Source organism: Oscillibacter sp. CU971 (assembly GCF_905219725.1).
Lineage (GTDB): Bacteria > Bacillota > Clostridia > Oscillospirales > Oscillospiraceae > Oscillibacter.
Map to the genome: position 1 here is coordinate 1 of NZ_CAJMXG010000334.1, position 2614 is coordinate 2614.

Consider the following 2614-nt stretch of genomic DNA (forward strand, 5'->3'; position numbering starts at 1 on the left):
CAGCAGAGCAGGTACGAGTAGACGGCCAGCGCGCCGGGTGACAGACCCAGCAGGAATATTTCGTTGGGCAGCTGGAAGTAGTTCTTGACCGGATCACGCTTTGGCCACGGTGTGTACTTCAATCTGCACCTCCTTGGGTGTGTTGCGACACCCACTCCACAAATTTCTCTTTGGGCACTACGAGTCTGCTACCGATTTTCCGAACCGGAAAATCCNGTTCGTGCATCAGCTCATAACCACTGGACGGAGAGACGCCCAGCACTCTCGCCACCGTTGCCGCATTCAGGAACAGCGGCAGTTNGTCGTAGCTTTTGTAGGTGGATTCTTTCATATAGGACTTGCCTCCTTGTCAGTTGTGACAGTCTTTTCTCTCTGTGATGGAATACAGGACAGAGTGTGATAGCCGTCCACGCTGTTCCCTCCATACCAGAAAAACAAAAGACCTACACATCCTTGCTGGCAAAACGACCAGCGGTACAGAATATTGTACCGCGAGATCTTGCACAGCCTCGGATATGTAAGTCGGAAGTAGAGCGAGGCAGTTTGTTCAGTTGTTGCACCCGAATATATGTTCTATGTATAGGATACTTGATTGAGTAAGCTTTGTCAAGAGAGCGTATAAAATTTTTTGTACCTGGACATAATAAATAATTCTGCTGTGAGTGCCACTGAAAAAATACACCCGCAGAGGTTGACCCTTGCAGGTGTATTTCGTGAAGCATCATGATAGATGTGCATAGAACTATCATTCCGGTATCGTGTTTAGTTGCTGCATAAGCTCTTGGAAACCATCCAGTGCGCTCTGGAGATTTTCGATAATATCCAGAGCCAATTCATCCGGCGCAGGCAGGCTGTCCAGGTCCGCAAGAGATTTGTCTTTGATCCAGAAGATATCCAGACTGGCTTTATCCCGGTCCAGAATTTCCTGAACGGTGAATTTCCTCCAGCGGCCATCCGGGTGATCCTCCGACCATGTCTCATGGCGCTGATGCCGGTTCTCCGGATGGAAGCAGGAGATAAAATCCTCCAGATCGGCGTCCGTCATGGGATGCTGCTTCAGCGTGAAATGGATGTTGGTGCGGAAGTCGTACACCCACNCCTCTTTCGTCTGCCGCTCTGGGCCGGCGGGGCGCNTGNCAAAGAAAATCACGTTTGCCTTGACGCCAGGCTTATAGAAAATCCCAGTGGGCAGGCGCAGGATCGTGTGCAGATCGGTNGTCTCCAAGAGCTTCCGGCGCACCGTCTCGCCAGNCCCGCCTTCGAAGAGCACGTTGTCCGGTACGACCACCGCCGCTTTGCCCCTGGCGTTCAGGAGCGTGTTGATGTGCTGGACAAAATTCAGCTGCTTGTTGGAGCTGGTGNNCCAGAAGTCGGTCCGGNTGTAGACAAGGTCTTCCNCCTCCTGCTCCCCCTCCTCATTGGTGAAGGTGATGGAGGACTTNTTGCCAAAGGGCGGGNTGGTCAGCACATAGTCCACCCGGTAGCCGGGGTCGGTCAGCAGTGCATCCCCCAGAGTGACGGGGACGTTTCCGTAGATGTCCCCGATGTTGTGGAGATACAAATTCATCAGGCACAGCTTGAAGGTGGAGGGGACTAGCTCGTTGCCATAGAAGGTCTGGTTTTTGAGGAACTCTTTTTTCTCCCGGTCCAGGGTATAGTGGGCTTCATCCGCGATATACTCCTGTGCGGCGAGAAAGAAACCGCCGCTGCCGCAGCAGGGGTCCGCGATGGTTTTCATGGGCTCCGGACGGACACAGCGCACCATGGCCCGGATGAGGGGCCGGGGCGTGAAGTACTGCCCTGCGCCGCTTTTCACGTCCTCCGCATTTTTCTGGAGCAGTCCCTCATAGATCTCGCCCTTCACATCGGAGGACATGGACACCCACCGCTCCTGGTCGATCATCTGCACGATGCGGTACAGGATGGCGGCGCTGCTGATCTTGTTCACCGCGCCCTTGAAAATTTTCCCCAGAATGCCGCCCTGTTCCCCCAGCTTTTCCAGGGTGGCTTTGTACTGCTCCTCCAGTTCTGCGCCCTTGAGGGCATTCATGTCCGCCCAAGTATATCCGAAGGGGATGCCAGTCTCCCGCCTGTAGGGTGGCTTGGAATACTCGTCCGACATTTTCAGGAAAATCAGGTAAGTCAGTTGCTCCAGATAGTCGCCGTAGGACACACCGTTGTCCCGCAGGGGGTTGCACATACCCCAGACTTTGGAAATGATGGTGGAGGTTTGGTCAAGCATGTTATTCTCCCCTTACTGATACAAAGCAATTATCTCTAACTGATATACAGGTTTTTCGTAAATCGAAGAGACAGCAGTCGCTTCAAAATCAAACACATTACCGGAAGTTAGCGCCTGCATTGATGTAATTAATTTATCCTTTGCACTGGCATCCTTAATTTTTGTAAAAATAGTATTTTTCATCAACTCGGTACCATCAGGATAAACACGCTTAACTTGAGCAAGGCATGTAAGTTTTGCATTTATTAAGTCAGAACGAGTACCTTGATATAGGTTTTCATCTAAAATATTTCCAGTAATCGCAAAAGATTCCGTCTCATAAAGGATTTCCTCACCAGCAAACAAAACCTGAATTGACTTTAAGATATTTTC

General features: G+C 51.2%; 3 protein-coding genes and 1 pseudogene. All 4 read right to left on the reverse strand.

Translation table 11 applies throughout. The features are described 5' to 3' along the window. Positions 1–122 (reverse strand): annotated as a pseudogene (locus tag JX325_RS18260) (helix-turn-helix domain-containing protein); the annotation flags it as partial. Further along, the gene (locus JX325_RS14930) at positions 119–331 is read right to left on the reverse strand and encodes an AlpA family transcriptional regulator (RefSeq protein ID WP_204791864.1); all 213 of its coding nucleotides are present in this window, start codon (positions 329–331) and stop codon (positions 119–121) included. The gene JX325_RS14930 and the pseudogene JX325_RS18260, both read right to left, overlap by 4 nt. 414 nt (positions 332–745) lie before the next feature. Further along, positions 746–2242: a class I SAM-dependent DNA methyltransferase gene (locus JX325_RS14935; RefSeq protein WP_204791865.1), complete on the reverse strand. Its 1497-nt coding sequence runs from the start codon at positions 2240–2242 to the stop codon at positions 746–748. Positions 2243–2254: 12 nt separating this feature from the next. Continuing rightward, positions 2255–2614 (reverse strand): hypothetical protein (locus tag JX325_RS14940; protein ID WP_204791866.1); only part of this gene is annotated, 360 nt, incomplete at its 5' end.